The organism is Methanoculleus chikugoensis (genome assembly GCF_019669965.1).
GTDB classification, from domain to species: Archaea; Halobacteriota; Methanomicrobia; order Methanomicrobiales; family Methanoculleaceae; genus Methanoculleus; species Methanoculleus chikugoensis.
In genome coordinates this window covers 1272716-1299031 of sequence record NZ_AP019781.1, presented here as the reverse complement: position 1 = coordinate 1299031, position 26316 = coordinate 1272716, and the positions used below count along the sequence as shown (strand labels likewise).

Here is a 26316-nt window from a genome sequence, read left to right as displayed (position 1 = left end):
GTTCTGCGCAAACGTGCACCGCACGTTCGGACAGTTCTGCACATATGTGCAACAGGACTCTAAATCGTTGCCAATCATCGAGTACCTAAACAGCATCCAGATCCATTGTATTTAAATCATACGATATTGCTGCCGGAGAGGCGGAGGGAGATCGCACCACTGCCGAATTCCTCGCGCATGAGAGCCCTGATCGGGGTAACGACTGCAATGACACCGGCATACTCCGCTCGCGGCCATCCAGAACGGTGATATCCCCGGACGACGTACCGAATGTTGTTTCGGAGCGGGACGAACGCCGCAAGGCGGGGCGGGTCATGGACGGCACGGCGGAGATCATTTCAGCGGCACTGGGCCTCTCGCTCGAACTCCTGGTTCGGACGGTTCCGATCGTCGTCGCCGGCGTCCTGATCGCCGAAGTCCTGATTGCTCTCAAAATCACCGACAGGATAGCAAGCGTCGCCTACCCGGTCACGACGTTCTCCCACCTCCCCCGCGAGTGCGGGGCGAGTTTCCTCCTGGCGTTCGTCTCGCCGCAGGCGGCCGACGCGATGCTCGTCGACTACCACCGCAGGGGGATGATCGGGAGGAGCGAGCTCGTCGTCGCGGCGCTCATCAACTCCTTCCCGTCCGTCGTGATGCACTGGCGCTACCTCATCCCGGTCTACGTGCCGCTGCTCGGGGTCTTCGGCCTGATCTACTTCGGCATACTGATGGGGATCGGGTTCCTCAAGACCGGGATCGTCATGGCGGCCGGGAGGGTGCTGCTCTCCCCGCCTCCCGCGTCCGGGCCGCCGGAGAAGTCTTCCGGGCCGACCCCGTCCGTTCGCGAGGCTCTGCGGGCATCTCTTAAACCGACCGCGAAGACCCTCCGCCGCATCCTCGGGATCATGATCCCGACGATCGTCGTCGTGGCGTTCCTGGTCGAGGCGGGGGTCTTCGACGCCGTCGCCGCGTACCTGGAGAGCGCGAGCCGGCTCTTCCCCATACCGCCCGAAGGGCTCGCGATCGTCGCCGCGAAGTTCGGGTCGTACGTCGCCGCGGCAAGCCTTGCGTCCGGGCTGCTTGCGGCGGGGGATATGGCGGGCAGGGATATCGTCATCACGCTGCTCGTGGCGAACCTGCTCACCAGCGTCGTCACCTACCTGCGATGGCTCGGGTCGTTCTACGCCGCGATCTTCGGCCCGAGGCTGGGTGCCGAGATCATGATCCTCTCGGTCGCGCTCCAAGACGGCCTCCTGCTGATAACGATCTTCCTGCTGGCCTGGTTCTGGTAAGAGGGAGAGCACGTCTCCGGATGGGAGCCTCCGCCCGCACCCGGGGCATACCGCGGAAGTGCCGCGTCCCGGAGGGTATTCCGATTTTGCCGGCTTTATCATTGTTTTCACCGGCGTACCCGTGACGGGAAAAATATATCATGGAGAAGGGATGAAGCCCGGGAACCATCGGAGGGAGAACGATACAATGGCAGAAACAAATCTCATCGCTGAATCGGGAAAACAGGATATCGTCATCTCACGGGAGTTCGATGCCCCGCAGGACCTCGTGTTCAAGGCATGCACGGACCCGGGGCTGGTATCGCAGTGGTGGGGGCCAAAGGGCGTCACGACCACGGTCGAGAAGATGGACACGAGGCCCGGCGGGATGTGGCGTGCCGTCCAGCGCGATGCCGAGGGAAACGAGTACGCGTTCCACGGCGTATACCATGAGGTTACGCCCGGGCGGATCGTCGACACCTTCGAGTACGATGCCATGCCGGGCCATGTCCTGCTCGAGACGGAGACGCTCGAAGACCTTGGCGGCGGCAGGACGAAGCTGACCGACCACCTGATCTTCCAGTCGGTCGAGGACCGCGACGGGATGCTCCAGGCGGGATCGCAGGAAGAGATGATCGAGCCCCTGGAACGGCTTGCCGGGCTCCTGCAGTCGTTGAAACAGGCGGCGTCGGCAAGGTAGCGGCGGTCCATAACCGTAACACATGGATTTTGCCTCCGGGGAGAAACCCGGAGGCAGCCTCGGCGCGGACCGTGTGCAAACAGTATATCACAGAAAAATAGGCCTTTCGGATTCAATTTTCAGGTGGTAAGACTTTTCCGGGACATTTCTTATTGTGTCCATAACATCTTGGGCGAATCGGTGAAACAGCTCTTCATCCTGCTTAACAATTTTTGCAGCAACATAAGGGAGCTTGTATTGCAAGACACCCCTTGAAAAACGCATTAAGTCCATTACATTTACTGCGCCTTTCCCATCGCTGAAGTCTTCTGAGAAGGGAGATCGCTCATACGTTGAGTTATCATACCCCTGAAGAGATCGTATTGAAATTGTACGCAGTAAACAAGCACAACATCGTCCGCACATCTTCGTTTCATTCCCCCGCGGCTGCTGGCTAAAACATGAATAACTGCATTCAATTGCTGTTTTGAAGTTTTCTTTCAGGTTTTGTTTTGCAATTTCAAGGACCTCTTTTTTCGTCATCTTTAAGAAAGGTGTTTTGATCTGAATATCTTCTCCATAAATATCGGACAATAATCCCTGCAGTAAGCGAACAAAATTAGGATCCATTGTTCTTGTGGGTTTTGAACCTTCGAATAGGGGAGGATTGTGCATCATCACTCCATTTTCCCCGGTAATAAGCGTATTTGATTTATTCAAGTAAAGATGAATCGATGCCAATCCGAGAAAAATTAAACCTCTTGAATTCGAGATACCAGTATCGAGAGGCAAATTTTCTCCCCTTAAACCATAAGTGATCGTTTCGATTTTCCGTTCAGGGAAAAGATTCATCACATTTTTCATATGTGATTCTGTGTAGGTGGATTTTACGACATGGACTAATGTTGCTTTTGGAAACTCAGTCGCTGCCGCGATACTATCCAATCCTTCAGAAAACAATAGAAGTTCTCGTTGACCCTCATCAAAAAGTTTCATTTGAATCTGTGTTTTTGGCTTCTGCGATGTATCACAAAGAAAGTCCAGAGAAAAATCTCGTCGATAAAGAGACCATAAGATTTTAATCAGCTGTTCTTCTTCACCCTTCCAAAATGGGAGATCGTATACGGGAATTTCAATTTGGTGTTGCTCATCTCTCGCACAAACATTTAGTCGATCAATGAAGTTGCAATACATGATTATTCTGACAAAATCATCAAGCCTTGCAGGCAACCTCTTTCGTACTGGAGCGTTCTTTCCTTCACTAAAGAAAAAACGATTTATCTGCCCACTGTTGATATTCAGTTTGTAATTTTCAACTAGCGCTTTGTCAATTTTCATGATTGCCTCTGACAACTTGGATAATTATTTTCCTTACCTCTTCTTTGTGCGTGACAATCATTTGTGGATCCGAAAGACTGTGTTCAGAAAGCTCTTTCCCGATCCTTTTTACGGCTTCCTGCAATTTTTTTAGAATCATTTCCTTTATGGCCCTTCTTTCTTCGACAGCCCTTGACTTGAACTTTGGAGCAATTTCTTCAGAGTTCAGCGTTTTTGCTGCGTAATCGACTAAAATAACATATAAGACTTCTTCAAATTTTGTGTCAAATTTATTACTCATTCAAAAACGCCTCTTCAACACTATCAATACCCTGATCGATGACCATTCCCATGATCGTTTCCAGTTGCTCCTTGTACTGTGGAGATATGTTTTCTGAATCAACGATTAAATCCATAGCAGAATCGGTTAGATACTGGTGAATCACCCCTTTTGCGACATCCTCCATAATTTCAGACATTGCTGCGTCGGTACCCTCCCTTTCAGCTATTTCTGCATAATGAGCGACTTTTTGTAGAATGGTAATCAAAAGGATAGCAGCAACTGCGATTGCAAAGAAGGAACTTGCGGGGGCAAATACGCTCAATAGAATTTTTGCAGCAACTACCCGGCCAGCCTCAGTGGGAGTATCACTCACTGCGGTTTCAATTTGACCGATCTGGCGTTTTGGATAATGAGCAATTCCAGGCCCTGTAGCGCTTAGACTTGATCTATTCTGACTACCCATCGTCGATTACTCTTAAAGGGGGTGTTAACGCAAGGACATATAAAGCTATACTTTTATACTCAAAGTTAGTTGTAAACATCTTCGAAGCACGTTTCGCACTAAGAAAGGCCTTCACTTACTTCTTCCAAAAACAATGACAATGATCTGAATCCACTGTCAGAGCAAGTTACTTCCAGAGAAAGCAAGGTCTACTTGGGACGGGCTAAGCCACTGCGACAACCTCATCAAGAGTTGTCGGGTATTCGCCGACGGGTTAATAACCACCGGACCGTCATAGAGCACGCCAGAGGTGAATACGTTATGGAAGAAGCAGAGCAGATCAGGTCGGAGATCCTCGTCGAGCGTGTTTTCGATGCACCGCGCGAACTCGTCTGGAAGGCATGGACAGAGCCGGGGTGCGTAAAGCGCTGGTGGGGGCCGAAAGGCTTCACCGCGCCCGTCATCGAGATCGATCTCCGCGTGGGAGCGAGGTACCTGTACGGCATGCGGTCGCCCGAGGGCCGGGACTTCTGGAGCACGGGCGTTTACCGCGAGATCGCCCCCGCGGAGCGGATCGTCGCCACCGACTCGTTCGCGGATGCGGAGGGCAACGTGGTCCCGGCCTCGGACTACGGGATGACCGGAGACTGGCCGCTGGAACTGGTGGCGACGGTGACGTTCGAGGACGGCGACGGCGGGACAAAACTGACCATACGGGAGCCCGGCATCCCGGCGGGCGAGATGCGGGATATGGCCGAGGCCGGCTGGAACGAGTCCCTCGACAAACTCGCAGAACTCCTGAAGGAACTCTCGCGGAGATAACCCGGCGCCTGAAGACCCGGCGTGGCCGGCAGCGGTTATTCCTATGGCCGACGTCCTGATCGTCCTCGTCCTGCTCGGTATCGCCGTCGCGGGGGTGGCGGTCGCGGTGCGCTACCGGCGTGATATGCGTGCCGGCCGGCCGCTCCCCGCCGACCCTTCTGTCCCGTATCTCACGATCCCGGTCTTCGTCCTCCTCTTCTTCATCGCCGCCGCATTCGAGGAGGTGGGCTGGACGGGATACGCCACCGACCCCCTGCAGGAGCGGCGGAGCGCTCTTTCCGCCGCGCTCATCATCGGGACGATCGGGGCGGCCTGGCACTTCATCCCCTGGCTCCTGCAGAACAGCCCGGTCTGGGCGGCGGGGCAGGCCCTCTCGACGGTCGCGCTGCGGGTCCTGATCGTCTGGCTCTACAACAACACCCATAAAAGCGTCTTTGCCGCGACCCTCTTCCACGGCATGGTGAACGTTGCCGGGTTCTCGTTCCCGAACTTCGGTTCCCACTACGACCCGGTCGTCACCGGGGCGATCGCGGTAGCGGTCGCGGCGGTGGTGGTGGCCGTCTGGGGGCCGACGACGCTCGCCCGCCGGTCCTGACAGCACGGGTGTACTACAACGGCAGCAGACACCTTTCGTCCGTGCGACGGAACGACCCCGGGCGGAACGAGCCGGGAGACCCTGCCGTCCTCCGGGAGGTCTGCGGCGAAAAGCCGTCCGGTTCCATTGCCGGGAGACGCAAGCGCGACGGGGCTGGTGAATCCACCGGCGACCGGTTCAAGGCCCGCTTCTTCCGGAGCGATCGTTCCGGGGATATTCTGATCGGCGATCTCACCTCGAGGGTGGTGGATCGAGCGGCAGCACTTGAAAGTCATCCATAAAATATTCAAGGGAGACTCTCAGATCCTGTCGTACACATTCTCCCGCTTCCCGACCTTGATCACGTACACAATCATGATCTTCTTTCGTAAGTCCAGAATGACGCGGTAATTTCCTACCCGCAGTTTGAAGTAGGGAGATCCTCGCAACGGGTGCAGGTGATCGAGGGGGTTGTCGCGGATCTTCTCGACGGCTGCAACGATCCTCGCAGCAGTTTCGCGGGGGAGTTGTTTCAGGTTTTTAAGGGCTTTTTCGGTCCAGATCACCGTATAGGCCATTCAATCGATCCCCAGTTCCAGCTTCAACTCCTCCGTCGTGTAGACTCTCCCCGCCTTGATATCCGCAATCGCCTCCTCGATATCACGGATGTCTTCATCCGTCAGTTCTCCGGCAGCCTCCTCCAGGGCGTCCCGGGTGAGACGGTCGATCACGTCGTTGTACGTCTCCCGGGGGTAGTTTTTCAGTTTATCCAGCCTCCCCTTCACTTCCGGGGTCACCTTGATCGTTGCTTCCACACCCATACACCACAATATACCACAGGGGAACATCAACCTTTCCGGCCGGAGCAGAACCCGAACCCCTTTATAGCAGGGGATGCTCGTGACAGGCGCCAAAAAGTTCAGCACGCTCTGGAATGCCGCAGGAGCATGACCGCGAAGAGTGCCGTGATGCCGACTGCATAATCCACCAGGATCGTATGCGGTGCAGCGTGGAGATCCGTTCGGTATCCGTACAGGCAACCGGGTATGATTGTTGCCCGACGGGGGCAAAAAGAGAGGGTCAGAAGTATGTCCCGCCCTTCGCGAACGCTTCCCGCCGCTCGCGTGCCATCTGCCGCAGCCGCTCCTCCACCTCCGGGGTGCCGAGGATATACCCCTTCCAGAGGTCGGTGTAGGGTTCTTCGGGCACGACGATGATCCCTTTATGCTCAGCGACCCGGTCGAGGATGAGCGACGCCGCCTTATCGGCGGGGTACGCGTCGTCGGGGATCCGGAGTTCGCCGCGGGCCTGTCCGTCGATACCCTTGTTGAAGATCGGGGTGGCGATGTTCGCCGGGCAGATCGTCGAGAAATAGAGCCCCTTATCCGCAAACTCGTACTTCAGGCATTCGGTGAGGCCGGTGACGCCGTACTTCGTCAGGGAGTAGAGTGCCTGGAACGGAGGCGGAACGATGCCCGCTATCGAGCTGGTGTTCACGACGTGCCCGAACCCCTGTTTGAGCATGATCGGGACGGCGGCATGGACGCCGTAGACGACGCTCCAGATGTTGGTATCGATGATCGCCTTCCAGTCCTCGAGGGTGGCCATCTCGAACGGGATGGTCCCCCCGACGCCCGCGTTGTTGAAGAGGAGATCCAGCCTGCCCGCCTCTGCCGCCGTATCCTCGATGCCCTTCTGCACCTCTTCCTGCTTCGTCACGTCCATGACAAGCGGGCGTGCCCGGCCTCCGTAGGCGGAGAGCTGCCCCGCGGCCGCGGCAACCTTCTCCCGGCTGCGGCCGGCCATGTAGACGATTGCTCCCCGCTTCAGGAGTTCTTCGCTGATCGCGTACCCGATCCCGGAGTTCGCACCGGTGACGATGCAGACCTTACCCGTATAATAATCAGAATCCATAATCCTCGCCTCGCTTACTCAATCACCCTTGCGCCCATCGCGCGGAGGATGGCTCTCCCCTCGACCATTACCGCCTGCGTCACCCGTTTTATGGGCAGGGCCGCGAGGCTGTTGACGATGTAGTACTGGGCCGGGTTCTGCATCGGGGTCAGTTCGGTCCACTTCAGGCTGCCTTTGCCGACCTGTGCCGTCTCCACCTCCATGCCCTGGGGGTAGAGGACGAACTGGGAGAGTTCCGCTCCCGGAGCCCCCACCTTCGGGATGTACCGCCACCCGAGGGTGTTCATGGAGAGGAACTGCGCCTTCAGGGCATCGAGATCCCGCCCGGTTATCGATCCTCTGGCCTCGAAGTTCATGTTGAGGAAGGTGTTCCCCTCGTAGCTGACGGCCGTGGCGAAGTTGGGCCGGACGATATGCAGGTCCTCGATATCCGCATAGATCTTCGGGATGCCGGTCTGTTCCCGTCCCCCGAGGATGGGTGCGGTCTTGTTCTCCCAGACCACCAGCGTATAGGCGCCGTCGAGTTCGTCCTTCTTGCCGTGGAACCGGACCGGCGCCGCCACGTTGATCAGGTTGTACTGGCCCCCGTGCATCCAGTTGATCTCGGTGAATTTGTTGAACGCGACCTGCACCTCGGGGGCCAGGAGTTCGAATCCCTCGGGGATGTATCTCTCAAGAAGGTCTCTCTCGGTTTCAAAACTAATGACGAGACCGGTCGCCCTCTGCGTGACCAGTGTCTCCGGGTCGAACTTCCCCCCTCCGAAGTGAACCGGCATCAAGTAGGTAAAATCGTCCTGTGGTCGGAACATACTGTTCTCCAATCTGCTTCATGTCATCCCATAAGGCTTATACCTTTTGAATATCATCTCTCCTGCACTGTATTCCAAAAATCCTCATTTTAAACCCCGCTTTTCCAACCAGAGGCAATTTCCGCGATCCGCGACAACGTCGTCGGATCAGCGCCGTAACCCGGCAAAGAGATCGAGAACTGGCTCCGCTCATGGTGCGACAGAGCCAGCCGGCGTCAGAATACAAACGTATAAATAAATCGATAATTCAGATCAGAGTATTTACTCTATCGACGGTAATTATCCATCGGTCTCCGGATAGAACCGGGGAGATGCAATTATGGGATCAGTCAGCCACCCAGGAGAGAAGAGCGATCCAGTCGCGAGAGCGGAGTCCGATCTCTCCCTCGAGGTCGTCATCCTGCTCGTCTTCGGGGTCTTCATGCTCCTCTTCGGCCTGCTTCTCTTCAGGATTCATACAGGCGAACTGCCGTATGCCCCGGACAGCACCTACGGGCTCTTTCTCGTAATTGTATCGTTCCAGATCATCACGATGGGAAAGACCCCGTTCGGCGATCTCCGGCGTTCGTGGGCGGTCATCCTCATCGGAGTCTGCACGGCGGTCATCGGGATGACCGCCTGCTTCATCCCCGGACTGCTGGCCGGGCCGGTCCGCATCCTCGTCGGAATCCTCCTCTCTGCCGGAGGGGCCGCGCTCCTCGCGCAGTTGTTCATCTCCGAAGATAAGGCCCGGCTGTGGCTGAAAATCCCCGGGATCCTCCGGCACCTGACGATCGCCTGCATCATCGTGTACGTGCTCTCGATCGTTCTCGGCCTCGTCACGCTCCTTCCCGGCATCACGACCGACTCCGTGACCGCAGTCCTCCTCATCGTATACGGCATCGGCTTCTTCTACCTCGCCTGGTGCATCCAGAAGGCCAACCGGCTGTACCCCCCGGAGGGATCGGCGTGATCTCGAACGATCCCCGGACAACCACAGGCACCGGCCTGTTCCGGGAGGCATCCCTCCCGCTCTCGATCGCCCTGGTCATCCCGGTCGGCGCCCTCCTGGTCCTCCTCGGGCTGCTGCTCTTCCCGGTGAACCTCGGATTGATCCCGTTCTCCCCGGACGGCCAGCTCGGCCTGCTGCTCGTCATCATGGCCATCCAGATGCTGGCCCTGGGCGAGACCCCGATGGGCCAGTACAGGCGCTCACGGCTCCTGATCGTCATCGGGATCGCCTTCGCCGCCATGGGGATCTTCTCCTGCATCGTTCCGGGCATCCTGACCGACGTGATCCGGCAGCTCCTTGCGATCCTGAACATCGCCGGGGGCGCGATACTCCTCGGGAAACGGTTCCTCCCGATGCTGCAGGGTGCCGCCGAACCGGCTCCTCTCCCGCCCATCCTCAAACGGCTCCTGGTCACCCTGACGGTCTTGAACGTCGTGGCGATCGCGTTCGGTATCAGCATGCTGCTGCCGGGCCTCGTTCCGGGGATGGTCATTGCGGGGATCGTCGTGATCAACGGCCTGCTCCTCTTCGCCCTGGCATCGATCCTCCTGAAACTGGGATGAAGCGGCCGCGGCCACACTACCCTGTTTTCCCCAAACGCCCCCCAAGATGTCCCGGTTCATGGTATCACCGTGAGTAACGGAGAGAGAAAAAGCAGAAAGTATATCTCCAGATGCGGAAATCGAACTACCAGGGCAGATCGATGAAGGCTTAATGCGCCGCAAACCGGGAAGGATCCCGGAAGGACCAGTATCCGGGCGATATTGAGGATAATCTGAATGCCCTTGCCTGAAACGTTCAGAGAGGTGGCAATACCATGACTGCACCTGAACAGTACGTAAAAGGAGCCCCGGTCGATTCGGATATCGGGAGGAGACCCACCGACGCGGAGGGATCTCCCGTCTGCGGCGCCAGGCTGGACGCTTCGCGGGCCTATGCCGGCATCCCCGCGCTGCTCCGGAAGGTGATCGACGAGAACGACACCGCCGCCTGGGCGGAGATTACAGAGAAGATCGACTACATCTACACGCATATCGGTTACGCCTTGAGCACTCTCGACCGGGAGACCGGTTTTATCGCCGCGGTCAGGTCCCGGGTGCGATCGGGCAGGATACTCCTCTTCAAGCCCAACCTGGTCGGACCGCAGGTCATCGATCCCGGGACGCACGGCGAAGACCTCGGCGCCCCCGTCTGCACCGACTGGTCGGTGATAGCCGCCCTGATGCGGTGGTTCCACGACAACCTCGATATCGACTACCACCGGATGGCACTCGGGGAAGCCTCCACGTCTTCCCTCCTTCTCGAGAGCGCCTTCAGCCGGCAGGCCAGGCGGACGATCACCTCCGAGGCGATCTTCGAGGGGCGGAGCGGGGACTTCTACGGCGGCTGGGGCTTCTACTTCGTTCGCCGCTACCTCGCACAGCGCCACCCTCCTTCCCACACCGACGACCCCATGAGGGGGTACGAGGAGAGCGTGGCCGGCAGGTACCTCCCGCCGGGCAGGGCGGGTGACCGGCTGATGGTCTACGACCTGAACAAGCTGGGCGACGACCCGTCACGGGGGAGGACGGTCCCCGTTCCCGGAGGAGCGAACTTCCCGGAGATCACCCTGCACAAGGTGATCGTGGGCGGCGACGCCGACGATCGCGGGGACTATCCCGGCTGCGTCCTGGTCAACGTCCCGAAACTGAAGATCCACGCACAGGACCTCATCACCAACGCGATAAAGAACCTGGGTATCGGCCTCTACCCGACGCAGTGCCCCTCGGGCGCATGCCCCGGGCGGACCTCGTGGAAGTACGCGCTGCCCCCCTCCGCAACGCCGAGTTTCAAGGCGAAACTGCCGCATATGCCCTGGGTCGTCGAGATGGATACCGCCGCAAACCTGCCGGTCAAGGACGAGAACGGAGCATACGCCGCGACGAGGACCGCGGGGATGCCGGGAACCCAGGCCGACGTCATCAGGGCGGTGCAGAACCAGCAGGTCTTCATGCTGCACGTCTCCGACGCGATCGACACGATCAACCTCAACCACAACCCCGAGGGCATCGCCGTCAGAGTCCCCGAAGGCTACATCTGGGCATCTCTCGACTGCGTTGCACTGGATCATCTCTGCTCGCGGTACTGCTTCAAGACCGTCCCCATGGCCGAGGGGCTGAAGCTTAAGGAGGAGAACGGCTGGGTCACGGAGTTCGTCCGTCACGTCCCGGTGGCGACCGTCGAAGGGCGAAACATCGTGACCGTAGAAGGGCTCGACTCGCCCCTCTTCCGGTACAACCTCTACCGGTATGCCGAAGAGCGGGGGGTGGGCCGGCAGCAGTACTACGTCACGGGCTGGGACGGCACCACAGGGACGCCGCTCGCGTCTCTCGCCGGGCACCCGGGGAGGATTAAAGGCACGGCGTTCGTCGAACTCATGACGAAGACGATGTACTACAACCCCTCCTGCATGCTGTGGGATATGCAGAAGACCCTCCTGAGCTACGCGGAGGCGCACGATCGCCTGACCGGCTCCTCGCTCGTCGAGCAGTTCATGGAAGGATTCGACGAGAACCGTGACGGCATCATCGATTACGACGAGAACGGGCGGAAAGGGTTCTGGACACCGGGGTTCAGCATCCTGTCGCATGCGCTGGACCTCCAGATGGCCGGGGATTACGGTATGCTCGAAGGGGATTTCTACCGGACGGCAAACTACTCCCTGAAGCATACCGATCCGCGATGGAACCCGCAGGGTCACGACTTCGCCCGCGAGTACATGCTCGTCTGGATCGCGACGAGGGCTTACGAGATGTCGAAGGCCGAAACGGTGAGCGACGACCCCTTCGTGCCGGGGATGAAGTGGGGCAGGGGGATGTGGCCGGGTTGGAACCTCGCAACGTGGCACCTGCTCTCCGGGTTCGTATACGGCGGAATCTCCCCCGACCTGGTCAGCCCCGGTTCACTCTATGGGACGGCGTTCAGGTACGCCGATAAGACCCGGAACAACGGTGCGTATACCAGAAGCGTCGATCAGGCGGTCTGTGACCCCCGCGCCGTCGCTCTATACTTCGAGGCCGCCTCAAACGGTGCGGCTCCCCTGGACTTCACCCTCTACGTGCCCGCGGGGTTCGGGAGTCTCGCGGGTGTGAAGATCCCCAACGTGGAGGAGACGGACGATCCGGGCAGGATCTTCACCGCACGTTTTGCCGGGGGCCGGGAAGTCTGGTAAGACGGGTGCGGGCAACCCCGGCAAACTCCCGAAGGTGCTGTCCCGGCACCCGCGCCGGCAGGCAAAAAAAGCGATTCGGAACGGCCATACCGGCCGGGGGCGGTGAAGGGGTATCCTCCCCTTTGCCTCGCCGGAACGAGGAGTTCGCCCGTCCCGGCGACCCCGCTTCCCGACTATCTTCTATGATTGGTGAACGAATCCCACATCGACGCCGACGAGCCCGACGACGGCGCCGGTCGCGTCCCTGACCGGGGCATACCCGGAGAGGAGGGTGGCGGTTTCATTGCCCCATTCGTCGACGTAGAACCCGGGTTCGGCAGAGGGTTCCGTAAATCCGGCGAGGAACGCGACGTCCTCTTCCGTGGGCACGTAGGTGTCGCCTATCGCGGGCGCGTACCCGTCGCCGTAATCGGCGTCTACGACGTACTCGGTGGCGTTATCGGTCTTGCGCATGGTATAGACGTAGATGACCCCGGGGTTTGCGTCCCGGAAGGCATCGAGCCGGTCGCGGATCGAGATGTATGCCGTGGTATTCTCGTCGCCGGGCCTGAGCATTGCCATTGCAGCGCCGTCGATCTCGCCCGCAATCTCCGCCGCGAGGGCCTTCAGCCGCTCCTCTGTCACCGGGCTCCCTGCCTGGATGCCCGCCATCCCGGCGCTGGAGCCGCTCGCGTTCGTTATCGGAGCATACGCATAAATGATGGAGTAAATCTCAGCGGTGGGCTCCTCAAAGCCGGCGAGGAGGACGGTGTCGAGAGCCGTCAGGGTGTAGCCTTCGCCTATCGCAACCCCGTCGTCGCTGCCGTAGTCGGCATCCACGACGTACTCGGTGGCGTTCCCGGCTTTGCGCATCGTATAGATGTAGGCGATCTCGGGGTTCTCGGCCCGGAAGGCCTCGAACCGGTCGCGAATCGCGATGTACGCCGACGTATTCTCATCGCCGGGTTTGAGCGCCGCCATAGCGTCGCCGTCGATCTGTCCTGCAATCTCCGCCGCGAGAGCTTCGAGCCGCTCCTGCCCGATCGGGCCGTTTGGTTCGAGGCAGGCTATTCCAACGACGACACCGCTTGCATTCCTCACCGGAGCGTACCCGTAAACGGCGGAGTAAACCTCAGCGAAGGGTTCCGCGAACCCGGCGAGGTACGGGGCTCCCGGGTCCGCAACGTGGTATCCCCCGCCGATAGCGTATCCGCCGGCACTGCCGTAGTCTCCGTCAACGACCTGCTCGATGGCGTTCCCCACCCTGCGCATCGTAGAGATGTAGACGATCTCAGGGTTTGCGGACCGGAAAGCGTTGAGCTGATCATGGATGGCGGTATACGCCGACGTATTCTCGTCTCCGGGCTCGAGCACGGCGAGAGCGTCCCCGTCGATCTTATCCGCAATCTCCACCGCGAGAGCCTTCATCCCGTCCAGCGTGGGCACCTTCTGCACCGGCACGATCTCGCCGGGGGTCGGTCCGGTCGCGCCGGGCGCAAATGCGATCATAATCCCCGCTGCAACGACGATCAGCGCGATAACGGCGGCTATCAGAATGTTCTGGCCTGTCATACCCGATACTCCTTTCTGGTTCTATTGCAGAAGCGAAAATTTAAAGACTCGCAAATTCATCGCGGCTGTTTGCGCCTCTATGGTGATTTCGGCGTGTGCCTGCCGGAATACAACACCCCGGGTGAAATGGGGAGATGCGAGACCCGGCGTCGATGCCCCATCCCCAACGAACGCCGCACAATCCATCCCGGCACTTCCCGGAGAGTATGGGCGCGAGTGCCTCATCAGGGTATTAATGAAGCCGTCCCGGAGCGCTCTCCCCACCTCCGTACGGGAAGGTGAAGGTGATGGCGAGGATGCTTTCCCATCACGCTCATGGTCATCTTAATCTCATTAACACGCGGGACGCCTGCGTCTCCAGATGAAACAGGCCGAAACGCGGGCAGTCGAATCGAGATGTGAGCAACGAGCGTCGATGGCCGCACGAACGCCGGAGGATGGAACGGCCGGCACAACGGTCTCAGCCGCACCCATCGGAGCCGGACGGCAGGGCGCTCCGCCTTTGGGGCGCGCAGTGGCAGTCGGAGGCGCTATGGCGCGCGGTGAGGCAAACGGCGCCGCTCATTCAACCCGATCCCCCACGAGAGAGAAGGTCCCATCGATAAAAGACATAAAAATCATGCAAATCAGGATCGGGGCGGAGAGAACGCTGTTTTTGTGAAATAGATATAAATAGCACGAAAGAGCATAACTAGCCAAGGACAAACGCCGGTGATGTGCCTGGAATTTAACCAAAATGACTATCCTGATGTTGCTGAATTAAGATCGGAAGGCGTTTCAAGCACGCATCCTCCCGCCGGCGCTTCAAAGGTCCCCGAGCCGGCACCATGCTGCTCGACATGCACGCCGTGATCCCCTACGAACCCTGTAACTCCACAGCAAAGCCTTGCGAGGTTAACTACACCGATGATCCCCGAAATGCCAGAGTATACCAGCCGTACTTACGATGAGGACAGGTCTCTCCTCACGCTCCAGAGTATCGTTGCCGAGGACTTCCGGACTGCCGGTGGCCTGAGGAGAAGGCTCCTCAGGACGGATGCAGCGCAGCCGCCCACCAGGATCGAAGGCTCCCTCGTGGTTCGCGAACTCTTCCCCCACGAGTTCCCGCACGTCGAAGAAGAGGTGTGGAGCCACTACCGCGACCGGAAGGTGCATCCGGGCGGCGACAGGATCTTCGGGGCGCTGGCTGGAGAATACCTCGTCGGCACTGCCCGGTGCCGCAAACACCCGGACGGCTGCGAGGTGGACAGGGTCTACGTCCTCTCAGAATACCGGGGCCGGGGAATCGACCGACAACTGATGGATCTTCTCGTCCGCGAATGCGGTGAACGGGATATCCTGTACCTGCATTCCCGTACCGGGCTCATCAACTTCTACGCGTCCTTCGGCTTCTCCCCCATCTCCAGGAGGGAACTCCCGAAGACGATCCGGGAGCGGTTCATCTTCCATACCGGAGAGGTGGAAGCCCTCGGGATCACGCCCATGAAGCGGGAACCGGGCTCGCAGGCCGGAGAACTTCAGCGGACGTGATCGGAGTGATTCTCTCCCTCCTGGCTGCCGGTTTCTCTCTGCTCCTTCTCGGCACGATCCTCCCGCTCCTCATCCGGCGGGAAGATACGCCGGTCCGCACCGCCTCGCTCACGGCGACCCTTCTCGGGTCGGCCTTACTCGCGGGAGCCGCACTCCCGGTGCTCCTTCACGCCACGACCGTCTCCGCGACGCTCTGGCAGATGCTCCCCGGGATCGACTTCACCGTCGTGCTCGACCGGCTCTCGGCCCTCTTCCTGCTCATCCTGGGCGTCGTCGGGATCGCCGACGCGGTATACTCCTTCGGCTACGTGGAGCACTGCAACCACCCGATCCGCAGGAACCTCCTTGTCTCCCTGATGAACCTCTTCATCCTCTCGATGGGGATGGTGATCCTCGCCGGAACCACGGTTCAGTTCCTCGTCTTCTGGGAGATGATGGCGATTGCGTCGCTCTTCCTCGTCCTGTACGACGTTGAAGACGAAGGAGTCGGGCGGGCGGGCCTCTTCTACGCGGTGATGTCCCAGTTCTCCACGGTCTTCCTCTTCATCGGGTTTATCCTCCTCTACGGCGAGACGGGCACGTTCGCCCTTGTCCCGGCCGCGCCGCTCGCCTCCCCCGCGGCCATCGCGGCGTTCCTCTGTCTCTTTATCGGCTTCTCGGTCAAGGCAGGCATCGTCCCGTTCCACAAGTGGCTCCCGTACGCCCACCCGGCCAGCCCCTCGAACATCTCCGCCCTGATGTCGGGCGTGATGCTTAAGGTCGCCGTCTACGGCCTCGTTCGCGCAGTCCTCGACATATTCACGCTCGATTTCGCCATAGGCGCCGTCATCCTCCTCTTCGGCACCGCGAGTGCAATCCTCGGGATCATCTACGCGTATAAAGAGACCGATATCAAATGCCTCCTCGCCAACCACAGCATCGAGAACATCGGGATCATCTTCAGCGGGATCGGTCTTGCCGTGATCTTCACCGACCTCGGGATGCCGGCGCTCTCGACGCTCAGCCTCCTTGCAGCCCTCTTCCACTCCTTCAACCACGCCCTCTTCAAGAGCCTCCTCTTCATGACGGCGGGATCGGTCGTCGCCGCCACCCGCACCCGGAACGTGGAGGAGATGGGCGGGCTCGTCCACCGGATGCCGCTCACCGCGGGCCTCTTCTGCACCGGGGCCGTCGCCATCGCCGCGTTCCCGCCGCTGAACGGGTTCGTCAGCGAACTGATGCTCTTTGAGTCGTTCTTCTTCGGCCTCCAGGCCGTCGACCCGCTCACGAAAGTCCTCCTCATCTCCACCCTCTCGCTCCTCTCCCTGACGGGAGCCCTGACGGCGGCCTGTTTCGTCAAGGTCTTCGGGATCGCCTTCCTCGCCCATCCCCGGTCGGCCAGCGCCGCGGATGCAGAGGAACAGTGCAGGCCGATGCTCCTCGGCCCCGCGATCCTGGCCGGCCTCTGCGTCGTCGCGGGCGTCGGCTCGTTCCAGATCTTCCGAGCCCTCGGCTACGACCTCCCTCTGCCCGACATGCTCGTCGTCGGCACGCTGATGGCCGCCACCCTCGTCGTCGTCTTCCTCGCGGCGGCGAGGACCGCCCCAAAGACCCGGGTCTCGGAGACCTGGGGATGCGGCATCCTCTCCCAGAACAGCCGGATGGAGTATACGGAGACGGGCTACGCTGAACCCGTGGTCACCATATTCTCCTCGATATACAGGAAAGAGAAGAAGATCGAGAAGACCTGGCTCGACCCCGACCGGACGATCGTTGCGGGGGCCCGGATCGAGATGTCGCTCATCAGGTTCTTCGAGGAGTACCTCTACCTCCCGGTCGCCCGGGGAGCCCTCGCCGTCTCCTCGCTCGTCCGGAGATTCCACGCAGGAACCCTGGACACGTACATGCTCTACACCTTCGTGATCATCGTCATCCTGGTGCTCGGGCTGGGGTGGTTCATATGAGCGTCTCCTTCGCCGTCTTTGCAGTCTTGAACATCGGGTTCGTCCTCCTGGTCTCGCCGCTCTTCATGAGCCTGATCAAGATCGTGAAGGCCCGGGCACAGGGGCGGCGCGGACCGCGCCTCCTGCAGACGTATTATAACCTCGCCAAACTCCTCCGGAAGGAGACGATCTACTCCCCGGTCTCCTCGTGGGTCATGCGGGCCACCCCCTATGTCTGCCTGAGCATGGCCGTCGTCGCGGCGCTCTTCGTACCCCTGCTGTACATCCCCGAACCGGTGGCCGGGTTCGGGAACGTCATCCTCTTCCTCTACCTGCTGGGGCTGGCCCGGTTCTTCACGGCGCTCTCCGGCCTCGACGCCGGGAGCACCTTCGGGGGGATGAGCTCCTCGCGGGATATGAGCCTTGCAGCCGTCATCGAACCGACCTCCATCGTCGTCATGGCGGCGCTCGCCGTCGTGGCCCGATCCCTGAACTTCCTTGAAATTGCGCGGAATAATGCGGGAATGCTCTTTCCGGCATCCGCGACGATGATCCTCATCGGGATCTCGCTCTTCATCATCCTGGTCGTCGAGACCGGCCGGATCCCGGTCGACAACCCCGAGACCCACCTCGAACTGACGATGGTGCACGAGGGCATGGTTCTCGAACAGTCGGGAAGAAACCTCGCCATGATGGAATACGCCGGCGCCATCAAGCAGACGCTCTTCATCGCCATCATGGTCTCGGTGCTGATGCCCTTCGGGCCCGTGACCGAACTCTCGGCGGCGGGCGTCCTCTTCGCCATGGGCCTCTTCGTGGTGAAAGGATCGGTCGTCTCGGTGATCCTCGGCCTCTTTGAGTCGTCGATAGCGAAGATGCGGTTCTTCTCCCTCCCGAACCTCTTCATCATCGCCTACTTCTTCTCGGTACTTACGATCTTCATCGAGGTGTTTGCATGATAGAAGCACCCTTCGTCGACGGCATCGTCCGGTTCATCTTCGTCGCGATCGTCATCACGGCCGTCTTCCTGATCTCGGCTCGGTCGCTCCCCTTCCTGCTCCAGACCTACCGGCTGCAGTCGCTCCTGCTTGCGGCGCTCGCGGTGGCCATCTTCTTCGCGGAAGGAAGCACGGTTCTCCTCTGGATAGCCGCCCTCACGGTCGCGAGCAAGGTGCTCGTCATCCCGTACTTCATCGGGGAGATCCAGGAGCGGATCAGCATCCGCCGTGACCTGGAGTTCCGTTACCTGGCGCCCGCGAGCTCGATACTGGTCTCCATAGCGCTGATCGTCGGCGTCTACCTCTCGCTCGGCAACATCCTCTCACCGGTCCACGCAGACGCCGAACCGATATTCTTCTTCGGCGCGGTCATCGGCATCTCGCTGATGCTGATGGGGATGCTCGTCCTCTTCTCGAGGAAGAAGGCGATCACCAAGGTGCTCGGTTACCTCTCGATGGAGAACGGAGTCCTCATCTTCGGCATCTGCGTCACCGAACTCCCGTTCATCATGGACGTCATGATCATGATCGACCTCATCATCCTGGTACTCCTGACGACAATCCTCACGGTCGGCATCGATTCGACGATTGAAGTCTACGAAGAGAAGATACGGCGATATTCGCTCTGGAACTCGCTCTGGAAGGCGCGGGAGGATGCGCCATGATCCTGGCCTACCTCGCTATAGCGCTTGCCGCGATCATCGGTTTCGTGCTGATACCGTCCCGCCGCGTCCTGCATATCCTCGCCGCCGCCGAGAGCGCTGCGGCCCTCGTCGTGACGGGCGTCATCGCCATGACCGTACCCCTGCCCGCGGCCGACCTCGGCCCGGGGACCGGGATATTCTTCGCGGACCATCTCGGGGTATTCCTCGCCGCAGTCTCCGGCATCGTCTTCTTCTTCGCAAGCCTTTATGCGGGGGGATACACCGAGCGGCTGATGGAGACGGGCGAACTCAACCCGAACAACCTCAGGCTCTTCTACAGCGGCCTTGCGCTTCTCCAGGTCTTCGTCACCCTCGCGTTCTTTGCGAACAACCTCGGGGTCTTCTGGATCCTCGCCGAACTGACGACGGTCTTCTCCGCCCTGCTCGTGGCGATCCTGGCTGCACGGGAGAACATCGACGCCGCACTGAAGTACATCTTCATCGTCTCGGCCGCGATGCTCTTCTCGTTTGCGGGCATCATCTTCCTCTTCGAGACCGCACGGAGCACCCTCGGCGAAGGGACGCTTGCCTGGACGACGCTGATGAAGCACGCCTCCTCTCTGTCGCCGACGCTGCTCTTTGCCGCGTTCGTCCTCCTCTTCATCGGGTTCGCCGCGAAATCGGGTATCTTCCCGTTCCATACCTGGCTTCCCGAGGCCCATTCCAAGGCACCGTCGGCCGTGAGCGCCGTCCTTTCGGGCGTCCTCTTGAACATCGGCATCTACGGGATCATCAGGGTCTTCGCCCTCGTCCACCAGACGGCGTTCGCGGAGAAGGTCTCCCTGCTCCTGATCGTTGCGGGTCTCCTCTCGGTCGGCATCGCAGCCTTTGCGATGCTCTACCAGAAGAACCTCAAGAAACTGATCGCGTTCTCGAGCATCGAGAACATGGGTCTTCTTCTCATCGGGATCGGCGTCGCATCGCCTCTCGCGATCTTCTGGGCGGTCGTCCACATGCTCGCGCACTCGCTCACGAAGGCGTCGCTCTTCCTCTCGGCCGGGATCCTTCACCGGCAGTACCGGAGCCACGACCCGGGGGCGGACGACCGGATCGTCGACGTCTTCGACCTGCAGCCCTCGGCAGCCTGGGGCGTGATCATCGGCACCCTTGCCATCGCCGGGGTACCGCCGTTCCCCATCTTCTTCACCAAGTTCTTCCTGCTCGTCCAGGTGGCGACCGTCTCCCCCTGGCTCCTTGTGGCGACGCTGCTGCTGATCCTGGTCGCGGTCGCGGGGATGGCGCGGTTCCTGATCCGCGAGTTCTCGGCCAGGTCGGGGCCGGGCGCCCCGAGACCGACCCGGTACGTCGTTCCGCTCGGGATGCGCCTGTCGTTTGTCCTGCTCATCGTCATCATCGCTGTCCAGGGCCTCTGGTTCCCGGCAGAGGAGGTCTCGGTGATAACCGATATCGTCGCCGAACTCGGGTTCGGAGGTGTCTGACGTGACGGGGAGAGAGATGGTTGCCGAGGCCGGGGCGCTCGCCCCCGGCGCCGTCCCCGAAGAGGTCCGGCCGGGAGAGGTCCTGCTCCGGGTCGCGCCCGGCGACGTCGTCAGGCTCTGCGGAACGGCCGCGGAACGGGGCTTCGAACTCGTCGACCTCACCTGCGTCGAGGGGTTCGACCGGGAAGGAACGGCCGGCCTGCTCTACTGCATGGAGAAGGCGGGCATCCCGGGGACCCTCACGCTCTCGTGCACGCTCGACGGCGAATCGGCCCCGTCCGTGGACTGCGTCTTCTCGTCGGCGTCGTGGTACGAGCGAAAGATCCGGGATCTCTTCGGGATTGATTTTCCCGGTGCGTTTGACCGGCGAAGGCTCGTCCTCCACGAGTGTTACCCGGAGGGGTTCCATCCGATGAAGAAATCGGTCCCGAACAGGCCGTTCTCGCCGGTGACCGCCATCCCGCCGGAGGAGGAGTACCAGTTCATGCCGGTCGAGGGGAAGGGCGTGTACCAGATCCCGGTCGGGCCGGTGCACGCCGGGATCATCGAGCCGGGCCACTTCAGGTTCAGCGCGGTCGGGGAGACCGTCGTGAACCTCGAGGTGCGGATGTTCTACAAGCACCGGGGGATCGAGAAACTCGCCGAGGGGAAGAGGCCGGACGAGTGCGTCGCCGTCGCGGAAGCGGTCAGCGGCGACGAGAGTGTCGCGAACGCCCTCGGCTTTGCACTTGCGGTCGAGCGGATCGCGGGCGTCGCCGTCCCCGGACGTGCGGAGTACCTCAGGACGATCTACGCCGAACTCGAGCGCATCCATTCCCATCTCGGGAGCCTGGCCGGGATGCTCGTGGACGTCGCCTACCCCGTGGGCGCGAGCCGGTTCACGGTGCTCCGCGAGGAGATCTTCCGCCTCAACCGCGACCTGACCGGGTCGCGGTTCATGCGGGGCGCCGTCAGGATCGGCGGCGTGGGCGCGGACCCATCAAACGACCGGCTCCGGGCGCTCTCGTACTTCCTGCCCGGTGCGGAGGAGCGGTTCCGGGAGTCGCTGCGGGTCGTCCTCGCCTCCCCGACGGTCATCGACCGGTTTGCGACGACCGGGGTCGTCGAGCCGCGGTTCATCCGCCCGCTCCACCTCACCGGTCCCACCGCCCGTGCGTCGGGCTCGATCCGCGACGTCCGCCGGGATCACCCCTACGGCGCCTACGCCGATCTCGCCATACCGGTGCGGATGCTCACGGGCGGGGACGTGCTCGCCCGGTTCAGCCTCCGGGCGTCCGAGGTGATGGACTCGCTCGCGATGATCCGGGCGTGCCTCGAACGCCTGCCGGACGGCCCGGTGATGGCGGATGTGGGCGGCGTGCCGGACGGGTATGCCCGGGCGATGGTCGAGTCCGCCCGCGGGCAGAACGTCCACCATGTCCGGGTGAGGGAGGGCAGGATCGACCGCTACTCGGTCAGGACCGCATCCTTCTGCAACTGGCAGGCGATCCAGCACGCGGTGATGGGCAACATCGTGGCGGACTTCCCGGTGATCAACAAGAGCCTCGACCTCTCCTACGCGGGGACGGATCTCTGAGGTGACGAGAATGCTACCGATACTGAAGAATATTGTATCCAGAAGGCCGACCGAAGAGATCTCCCCCTGCGACCCGGAGGTCGAGGCGGTCGGGAGAGCGCTGAAGAGAGCCGTCGACGCCCGGATGAGGCGGAGCCTCGCCATCCGCGAGCTCGATTCCGGGAGCGACAACGCGACCGAGATCGAGATCAACCTCCTCTCGTCTCCGCATTACGACGTGGAGCGGTTCGGCGTCTCGTTCGTCGCGTCGCCCCGCCACGCGGATCTCCTCCTCGTCACGGGCGCCGTGACGCGGAACATGGAGGTTGCGGTGAAGAAGACCTACGAGGCGATGCCCGCCCCGAAGTACGTCGTCGCGGTCGGCGACGACGCCTGCGACGGCGGGATCTACCGGGGAACCTACGCGGTCCTCGGCGGGGTCGATGCCGTCCTCCCCGTCGACCTGAAGATCCCGGGCAACCCGCCCGAACCGATCGATATCCTGCGGGGGATTCTCGCTCTGATGACCAATTGAAGGATGCCGGCTTAACCCGGCCCCCTCTCGCCCTCCATCCTCTTCGCCTTCATCTCCTTCGCCCTGCCGATGAGGTACTCGAGTTCCACGAGTTCCCCGGCGCTCCCGCAGGCGCCCCTGCTGCACGCCGCGTCGTGCAGCCTCCAGCACTCCTGCTCGATGCGGTTGAGGTCCTCCATCGAATGGAGGTGGTATCGGGCAAGGATATCCCCGTGCTCGCGGACGAACGCGGCGATCTCCGCGAGGAGGGCCGTTCGGTCCGCCTTTGGCGCCGGCGACCCCGCCGTACACCGGCCTGCCCCGGACGTGGTGCGCTCCATAGTACGTCCTCACCCCGCGAGGAGTTATCCTTTCCGGAAACGACGGGAACCTGCTTCACGGGGAGGGACGCGGGTCGGAGCCGGTCATTGTCCGCGAGAAGCGACTCTTCACGCTCCCGGAAACGGTGAAAGCCACTCCCTGCACCCGGATCCTAAAGAGATCCGGGGCAACGGGTGCGAACGACTCTTCCGGCCCGGTCTCTCGATCCACGGCGAGCGCCGGGATGTCGCCGGGCGGCAACCGGCGGAAGAGTGAGTATCTTTCGGCATATCGGGATACGAAGGAACCGGAACATGGCACCCAGGCCCCCGGAACACGCGGCCTACCGGCCTGCGTCCAGGGTCTTTGCCATCGCGTAGTAGTCCAGCCTTTTCCCGTTCCCGACGGGGATGTAATCCTCGCATTCCGTCGCGTATCCCAGCCGGTCATAGAACCGCTTCGACGGCAGCGAGGCGGAGAGATCGACTCTTCGTATCCCGCGGCGGAGCGCCTCGCTCTCCAGGGCATGCATCAGGAGGGCGCCGTATCCCCTGCGCTGGCGGGAGGGGTGCACGAAAACCCGTTTGATCGTCGTGCCGAGCAGGGTTCCGGTGCCGGCGATCCGGGAGGCGCTTCTCAACGCGCTCATCCACCGCGATTACTTCAACAACACGGTCCAGACGCAGGTCAAGATCTTTGACGACCATATCCGCTTCCACAATCCCGGCCATCTCCCCGAAGGCGTTACCATCGATATGATCCTCAAAGAGCACTACTCTTACCACCGCAACCCGAAGGTTGCCGAGATTTTCTACCGTGCCGGGTTTGTCGAACGCTACGGATCGGGCATCGAGTACGCTGGACGAGGGGTTCGAGTCCATCATGTGCCGGGTTTGTCGAACGCTACGGATCGGGCATCGGGCGGATCATTACAGCCTTCCGCAGCGCCGGGATGCCGGTTCCCGCCTTCGCCAGCAGCCCGCTTGGGTTCACCCTGACGATGCGGATGGATATGCTGAACGAGAGTTCCCTTCGGAAGATGGAACTGAATGAACGGCAGATCCTTGCGGTGGAACGGGTCAAGGTCGAGGGGAGCATCACGAGCGGTGCCTATCAATCACTCACCGGCGTCTCGGCAGCGACGGCTTTCAGGGATCTCAAGGCCCTGGTTGACCGTGGTATCCTGGAGCAGGTGAGCCCGTCGAGGAGGAATACACGATATGTCCTGCGGGAGAGGCCATCATGAAGTGTGGAGATTTCCAGAGCGTTCCTGCGAAATAGGGGCTATTCGGGGCCTGAAACCGGGGGGATTCCCCGCCCGGCATGGATAGGTGATGGATGAATGAGAGATGAATGAACGATGATTGAGAGATACGATGAATAAGAAGAGCTGATCGAAGATGAGTGATGAGCACCGGATCTGAGAGTACCTGTACAGATAGAGAGATGCGTCTCTCCTAGTACTGAAGTACAGCAGAAGGCACACACAGTCCCCGGCACCGGTGCCGGGGTGGGTGCGGGTGCGTATGTGTGCGAAATCCGGAATGCCGGAAGTGATCTCACGATACGGCAGCCAGGGGAGGAAACCCTGATGGGGCGTCGAAAAATCGTCCGTTATGTGACATCGCCGGCTGCAACGCGCTGGAAACCGGTGCAAAGCGGGGGTGCGTGCCGCAAGAGCCCCTGCCGGAAGTGCTGGAACGCAGTGAGGAAAATCTCTGATTTCCCGGTCCACCGGGCGTTTGCGCGGGTGGAGGTGGGGATCGGCCGGTGCGACGTCTGCAGGGAGAAGAAGGCGGTCTACCGCTCGCCGGAGGCGCAGGCGAGGGTGTAGGAGGTGCGATGTTCTGGAGGGGCGGAGTTCGAGCACCGAAGGTGCGAGGTGCGAGCAAGAGCGAGCATGAGAAGCCATCAGGCTTCGAAGGGTGTTATGCGAGGCTCGTGCGGGAGTGGAATACGGGGGAGGGGGTGCGGTGAACACGTCGGATATCGGACACACACCAAAACAGAAGATGTCCGATAAATGTCCGTTATCTTGCAGGGTATACTCTCGACACATCAGGCTTTCCCGGGACGTAGTCGGGCTAAAACGTATCTTCTGCCCTTTTTGGCACCGATTGCTTCGAGCAAGCCACGGTGGACGAGATCGAGAAGATCGCGGTACCGGGTCTTCTCTGATACCCGGGGCAATCGATGCATAGTCCACAGCAGTTATACCGCCGTTTTCCCTGGCAAAGGACATGGCCTGCAGCTCCCGCTCGTTCAGACCGGCACCTCGCAGAGAGTCTTACCAGATTAAACTTGTACTCAAGGAAAACCCGTTGGTCGTCATCCCTCAGCCGGCAGACCACACCCTCCCCGGGCACCCTCGGCCACCTCGAACGTCGTGATGATCGGCCGCCTCCCGTCTTCCAGCGGGAATTCTTCTAAGTACAGCTCCGTAGCCTCTTTGAGGTTGGCCACCGCCTCTTCAACCGTCCTGCCCTGGCTGACGGTGCCAACCTCCGGGCACTCCGCGACATACATATCCTCTTCCCTGTAAAGCACGGCCGTAAACGTCCTCATGATCTCACCGATAGAATTGCATCTCTCCTTGTCGTGATAATACTTGACCACTATATCCTGGCCGGTCGTCTCGTCTGTAATGTGTTCTTCGTGGGTCTCAACTGCAGGTTGGCACCCGCACGGATACCCTTTATGCATCATCGGGTAATGAACTATCACGAGCAGGGGTGCAATCGGATGAGAAGCCTGCAATACCGTATCCTCCTCCGAAGAGAGCCTGAAGGTGGGTATAGCGTCACCGTGCCGACACTTCCGGGTGCGTCACCTTCGGGGAGACCGTCGATGAAGCGATAGCGATGGCACGGGAGACCATCGAGGTCTACATTGAAGGTTTCCAGGATAAGGGCGAGGAGGTTCCCACCGAGGAAGGACTCCTGGAATACACCCTCACCGTTGAAGCCCATGCCTGAACTTCCGGCGTTCACGGCGCAGGACGTCATCCGGATTCTGAAAAAGAAGGAACCGGTGATCGAAGGGGCTCACCCTCTACCGACCGCCACGTAAATTGCTGAAGACCGTGACGGTGGAATCGGGAGCCCGTCCTCCCGGAGCCCCTCGATGTGGAACTCAATCGCCTCGTGCATCCGCTCTTCCGCTTCCTCACGAGTTGCCCCGGTGGCCACGCACCCCGGAAGGTCCGGGGAGTATGCCGAGTAGTTGCCGTCGGTCTGCTCGACGATGACAAGAAATCGATACATTATTCATTCCTCCCTTTCAGCCCTGCCTGTTTGAGAACGCTGTTCAGCGTTCCCGGAGCAAGATCGTCCGCCGGATGCCCGGCGATGGTGATCCGGCCTGGTTTTGACGGATGCTTATACTGCCGGTGGCTGCCCCGGGTCGCCACCAGGTACCACCCGTCCGCTTCGATCATCTTTATGCAGTCTTTCACTTTCATTCTTTCCCTGCCCATTTTACCTTACGT

The 26316-nt window shown here is 60.6% G+C and carries 32 protein-coding genes; 19 read left to right on the top strand and 13 right to left on the bottom strand.

All coding sequences use genetic code 11. The annotated features are described in order from the left end of the window. Positions 1-245: 245 nt before the first annotated feature. Positions 246-1274, top strand: coding sequence for a nucleoside recognition protein (locus MchiMG62_RS06595; protein WP_244987835.1), 1029 nt, complete (start codon positions 246-248; stop codon positions 1272-1274). A 187-nt stretch (positions 1275-1461) separates the two neighbouring features. Beyond that, positions 1462-1953, top strand: a complete 492-nt coding sequence (locus MchiMG62_RS06590; protein WP_221058516.1) for an SRPBCC family protein — start codon at positions 1462-1464, stop codon at positions 1951-1953. An 87-nt stretch (positions 1954-2040) separates the two neighbouring features. Here the strand turns inward: MchiMG62_RS06590 and MchiMG62_RS06585 are convergent, their stop codons facing one another. The 3 genes from MchiMG62_RS06585 to MchiMG62_RS06575 are packed head-to-tail and all read right to left on the bottom strand — an operon-like array spanning position 2041 to position 3995. After that, positions 2041-3270 carry a 7-cyano-7-deazaguanine synthase gene (locus MchiMG62_RS06585; RefSeq protein ID WP_221058514.1) on the bottom strand — a complete coding sequence of 410 codons (1230 nt, stop codon included), beginning with the start codon at positions 3268-3270 and terminating at the stop codon, positions 2041-2043. Then, on the bottom strand, positions 3260-3550 hold the full coding sequence (locus MchiMG62_RS06580; protein WP_054847211.1) for a hypothetical protein: 291 nt from the start codon (positions 3548-3550) through the stop codon (positions 3260-3262). Before MchiMG62_RS06580 ends, MchiMG62_RS06585 begins: the two co-directional genes overlap by 11 nt. Further along, positions 3543-3995: a hypothetical protein gene (locus MchiMG62_RS06575; protein WP_221058513.1), complete on the bottom strand. Its 453-nt coding sequence runs from the start codon at positions 3993-3995 to the stop codon at positions 3543-3545. The genes MchiMG62_RS06580 and MchiMG62_RS06575 overlap by 8 nt, the downstream gene beginning before the upstream one ends. A gap of 300 nt (positions 3996-4295) precedes the next feature. Between MchiMG62_RS06575 and MchiMG62_RS06570 the strand changes: the two genes are divergently transcribed. The 3 genes from MchiMG62_RS06570 to MchiMG62_RS06560 are packed head-to-tail and all read left to right on the top strand — an operon-like array spanning position 4296 to position 5672. Continuing rightward, on the top strand, positions 4296-4796 hold the full coding sequence (locus MchiMG62_RS06570) for an SRPBCC domain-containing protein (protein ID WP_054847209.1): 501 nt from the start codon (positions 4296-4298) through the stop codon (positions 4794-4796). Positions 4797-4839: 43 nt separating this feature from the next. Further along, positions 4840-5391 carry a CPBP family intramembrane glutamic endopeptidase gene (locus tag MchiMG62_RS06565; RefSeq protein ID WP_221058511.1) on the top strand — a complete coding sequence of 184 codons (552 nt, stop codon included), beginning with the start codon at positions 4840-4842 and terminating at the stop codon, positions 5389-5391. 41 nt (positions 5392-5432) lie between these two features. Beyond that, the gene (locus MchiMG62_RS06560; protein ID WP_221058509.1) at positions 5433-5672 is read left to right on the top strand and encodes a hypothetical protein; all 240 of its coding nucleotides are present in this window, start codon (positions 5433-5435) and stop codon (positions 5670-5672) included. An 18-nt stretch (positions 5673-5690) separates the two neighbouring features. Here MchiMG62_RS06560 and MchiMG62_RS06555 read toward each other — a convergent pair whose 3' ends face one another. From MchiMG62_RS06555 to MchiMG62_RS06540, 4 genes are all read right to left on the bottom strand, one after another. Continuing rightward, positions 5691-5948 (bottom strand): type II toxin-antitoxin system RelE family toxin, encoded by a 258-nt coding sequence (locus tag MchiMG62_RS06555; protein ID WP_221058507.1) that lies wholly within the window; start codon positions 5946-5948, stop codon positions 5691-5693. Beyond that, positions 5949-6191 (bottom strand): DUF7557 family protein, encoded by a 243-nt coding sequence (locus MchiMG62_RS06550; RefSeq protein ID WP_221058506.1) that lies wholly within the window; start codon positions 6189-6191, stop codon positions 5949-5951. It lies immediately after the preceding gene. 259 nt (positions 6192-6450) lie between these two features. Then, positions 6451-7284, bottom strand: coding sequence for an SDR family oxidoreductase (locus MchiMG62_RS06545; RefSeq protein WP_244987834.1), 834 nt, complete (start codon positions 7282-7284; stop codon positions 6451-6453). Positions 7285-7298: 14 nt separating this feature from the next. Beyond that, positions 7299-8093: an acetoacetate decarboxylase family protein gene (locus tag MchiMG62_RS06540; protein ID WP_221058505.1), complete on the bottom strand. Its 795-nt coding sequence runs from the start codon at positions 8091-8093 to the stop codon at positions 7299-7301. Between the two features lie 319 nt (positions 8094-8412). On the opposite strand from MchiMG62_RS06540, the gene MchiMG62_RS06535 reads away from it, so the two are divergent. The 3 genes from MchiMG62_RS06535 (at position 8413) to MchiMG62_RS06525 (ending at position 12295) form a co-directional block, all read left to right on the top strand. Continuing rightward, the gene (locus MchiMG62_RS06535) at positions 8413-9045 is read left to right on the top strand and encodes a hypothetical protein (RefSeq protein WP_221058504.1); all 633 of its coding nucleotides are present in this window, start codon (positions 8413-8415) and stop codon (positions 9043-9045) included. After that, positions 9042-9647 carry a hypothetical protein gene (locus tag MchiMG62_RS06530; protein WP_244987833.1) on the top strand — a complete coding sequence of 202 codons (606 nt, stop codon included), beginning with the start codon at positions 9042-9044 and terminating at the stop codon, positions 9645-9647. Before MchiMG62_RS06535 ends, MchiMG62_RS06530 begins: the two co-directional genes overlap by 4 nt. Positions 9648-9901: 254 nt before the next feature. Next, positions 9902-12295: a DUF362 domain-containing protein gene (locus tag MchiMG62_RS06525; protein ID WP_221058503.1), complete on the top strand. Its 2394-nt coding sequence runs from the start codon at positions 9902-9904 to the stop codon at positions 12293-12295. A 180-nt stretch (positions 12296-12475) separates the two neighbouring features. On the opposite strand, the gene MchiMG62_RS06520 is transcribed toward MchiMG62_RS06525, so the two are convergent. Continuing rightward, on the bottom strand, positions 12476-13846 hold the full coding sequence (locus MchiMG62_RS06520; RefSeq protein WP_221058502.1) for a hypothetical protein: 1371 nt from the start codon (positions 13844-13846) through the stop codon (positions 12476-12478). A 918-nt stretch (positions 13847-14764) separates the two neighbouring features. Here MchiMG62_RS06520 and MchiMG62_RS06515 point away from each other — a divergent pair. The 7 genes from MchiMG62_RS06515 to MchiMG62_RS06485 are packed head-to-tail and all read left to right on the top strand — an operon-like array spanning position 14765 to position 22529. Then, positions 14765-15376, top strand: a complete 612-nt coding sequence (locus MchiMG62_RS06515; protein ID WP_221058501.1) for a GNAT family N-acetyltransferase — start codon at positions 14765-14767, stop codon at positions 15374-15376. After that, the gene (locus MchiMG62_RS06510; RefSeq protein WP_221058500.1) at positions 15373-17319 is read left to right on the top strand and encodes a proton-conducting transporter transmembrane domain-containing protein; all 1947 of its coding nucleotides are present in this window, start codon (positions 15373-15375) and stop codon (positions 17317-17319) included. Before MchiMG62_RS06515 ends, MchiMG62_RS06510 begins: the two co-directional genes overlap by 4 nt. Next, positions 17316-18257, top strand: a complete 942-nt coding sequence (locus MchiMG62_RS06505; RefSeq protein ID WP_221058499.1) for a respiratory chain complex I subunit 1 family protein — start codon at positions 17316-17318, stop codon at positions 18255-18257. The genes MchiMG62_RS06510 and MchiMG62_RS06505 overlap by 4 nt, the downstream gene beginning before the upstream one ends. Beyond that, complete coding sequence (locus MchiMG62_RS06500) at positions 18254-18961, top strand: hydrogenase subunit (RefSeq protein ID WP_221058497.1); 708 nt, start codon at positions 18254-18256, stop codon at positions 18959-18961. The genes MchiMG62_RS06505 and MchiMG62_RS06500 overlap by 4 nt, the downstream gene beginning before the upstream one ends. Continuing rightward, positions 18958-20439 carry a proton-conducting transporter transmembrane domain-containing protein gene (locus MchiMG62_RS06495; RefSeq protein WP_221058495.1) on the top strand — a complete coding sequence of 494 codons (1482 nt, stop codon included), beginning with the start codon at positions 18958-18960 and terminating at the stop codon, positions 20437-20439. The genes MchiMG62_RS06500 and MchiMG62_RS06495 overlap by 4 nt, the downstream gene beginning before the upstream one ends. Continuing rightward, a complete protein-coding gene (locus MchiMG62_RS06490) occupies positions 20432-22015 on the top strand; it encodes a hydrogenase large subunit (RefSeq protein WP_244987832.1) in 1584 nt (527 codons plus the stop codon). The genes MchiMG62_RS06495 and MchiMG62_RS06490 overlap by 8 nt, the downstream gene beginning before the upstream one ends. Positions 22016-22025: 10 nt before the next feature. Continuing rightward, on the top strand, positions 22026-22529 hold the full coding sequence (locus MchiMG62_RS06485) for an NADH-quinone oxidoreductase subunit B family protein (protein ID WP_221058493.1): 504 nt from the start codon (positions 22026-22028) through the stop codon (positions 22527-22529). 11 nt (positions 22530-22540) lie between these two features. On the opposite strand, the gene MchiMG62_RS06480 is transcribed toward MchiMG62_RS06485, so the two are convergent. Together MchiMG62_RS06480 and MchiMG62_RS06475 are read right to left on the bottom strand one after the other, a co-directional pair. Then, positions 22541-22849 (bottom strand): hypothetical protein, encoded by a 309-nt coding sequence (locus MchiMG62_RS06480; RefSeq protein ID WP_221058492.1) that lies wholly within the window; start codon positions 22847-22849, stop codon positions 22541-22543. Between the two features lie 323 nt (positions 22850-23172). Next, positions 23173-23478, bottom strand: a complete 306-nt coding sequence (locus MchiMG62_RS06475; RefSeq protein WP_244987831.1) for a GNAT family N-acetyltransferase — start codon at positions 23476-23478, stop codon at positions 23173-23175. Between MchiMG62_RS06475 and MchiMG62_RS13395 the strand changes: the two genes are divergently transcribed. From MchiMG62_RS13395 to MchiMG62_RS13300, 3 genes are all read left to right on the top strand, one after another. Further along, positions 23423-23827: an ATP-binding protein gene (locus tag MchiMG62_RS13395; RefSeq protein WP_425331904.1), complete on the top strand. Its 405-nt coding sequence runs from the start codon at positions 23423-23425 to the stop codon at positions 23825-23827. The two genes, MchiMG62_RS06475 and MchiMG62_RS13395, sit on opposite strands and share 56 nt — an antisense overlap. Continuing rightward, a complete protein-coding gene (locus MchiMG62_RS06465; protein ID WP_221058487.1) occupies positions 23782-24075 on the top strand; it encodes a Fic family protein in 294 nt (97 codons plus the stop codon). Before MchiMG62_RS13395 ends, MchiMG62_RS06465 begins: the two co-directional genes overlap by 46 nt. Positions 24076-24534: 459 nt before the next feature. Beyond that, a complete protein-coding gene (locus MchiMG62_RS13300; RefSeq protein WP_280636178.1) occupies positions 24535-24663 on the top strand; it encodes a hypothetical protein in 129 nt (42 codons plus the stop codon). A 494-nt stretch (positions 24664-25157) separates the two neighbouring features. Here the strand turns inward: MchiMG62_RS13300 and MchiMG62_RS13205 are convergent, their stop codons facing one another. Next, on the bottom strand, positions 25158-25535 hold the full coding sequence (locus MchiMG62_RS13205; protein WP_243668303.1) for a type II toxin-antitoxin system HicB family antitoxin: 378 nt from the start codon (positions 25533-25535) through the stop codon (positions 25158-25160). Positions 25536-25690: 155 nt separating this feature from the next. Here MchiMG62_RS13205 and MchiMG62_RS13200 point away from each other — a divergent pair, with 155 nt between their 5' ends. Continuing rightward, entirely contained in the window at positions 25691-25804 is a 114-nt protein-coding gene (locus MchiMG62_RS13200) for a type II toxin-antitoxin system HicB family antitoxin (RefSeq protein WP_243668301.1), read from the top strand. Positions 25805-25873: 69 nt separating this feature from the next. Here the strand turns inward: MchiMG62_RS13200 and MchiMG62_RS06450 are convergent, their stop codons facing one another. Both MchiMG62_RS06450 and MchiMG62_RS06445 read right to left on the bottom strand, forming a co-directional pair. Then, entirely contained in the window at positions 25874-26092 is a 219-nt protein-coding gene (locus tag MchiMG62_RS06450) for a type II toxin-antitoxin system HicB family antitoxin (protein ID WP_221058485.1), read from the bottom strand. Further along, positions 26092-26289 carry a type II toxin-antitoxin system HicA family toxin gene (locus MchiMG62_RS06445; RefSeq protein WP_221058483.1) on the bottom strand — a complete coding sequence of 66 codons (198 nt, stop codon included), beginning with the start codon at positions 26287-26289 and terminating at the stop codon, positions 26092-26094. The genes MchiMG62_RS06450 and MchiMG62_RS06445 overlap by 1 nt, the downstream gene beginning before the upstream one ends. Between the last annotated feature and the right edge of the window lie 27 nt (positions 26290-26316).